Origin of the sequence: Rhizobium sp. 18055 (genome assembly GCF_902706285.1) — a bacterium.
Taxonomy (GTDB): domain Bacteria; phylum Pseudomonadota; class Alphaproteobacteria; order Rhizobiales; family Rhizobiaceae; genus Rhizobium.
The window spans coordinates 1-403 of the sequence record NZ_CACSKD010000420.1 but is presented as its reverse complement, the minus strand read 5'-3'; the positions used below and the strand labels follow the sequence as shown (position 1 = coordinate 403).

Annotated in this window: 1 protein-coding gene; it reads right to left on the bottom strand. The window is 70.0% G+C overall.

Going from position 1 to position 403, the window contains the following annotated elements; genetic code table 11:
* The coding region (locus tag GVL52_RS32515) for a hypothetical protein (RefSeq protein WP_200848054.1) at nucleotides 1-403 on the bottom strand (403 nt) is incomplete at both ends.

Genomic DNA, 403 nt, shown 5'->3' with positions numbered 1-403 from the left:
GGCAGCGCACGCCCATGCGCACGCGCAGGCCGTGCACCAGCACCTCGCCCTCGGGCGTCTCCTGGCGCTTCGGCGGGAACTCGCGCACCAGCCGCTGCACATCCGGGGCGCAGTCGCCCACGGCCACCTGCAGGTAGCGGCCGAACTTGGCGCGCGCGCTGGCGAGATCCCAGCCCTGCATCACCTTCACGCGCAGCCCGCCGCTGAAATGGTCCAGCTGCAGCCGGCCCAGCAGCACCACGAATTCGTCGTCCTTCAGCAGGTCGCGGTGGGCGTTGATCACGTTCTCGTCGGCCGAGGCCTCGATGGTGGCCGACTTGTCGTCGAGCTTGAAGAGCGCCAGGCGTCCGCGCTGCCCGTTGATCACCCGGAAGTCGCTCACGATGCCCGCCATGATCTGCGG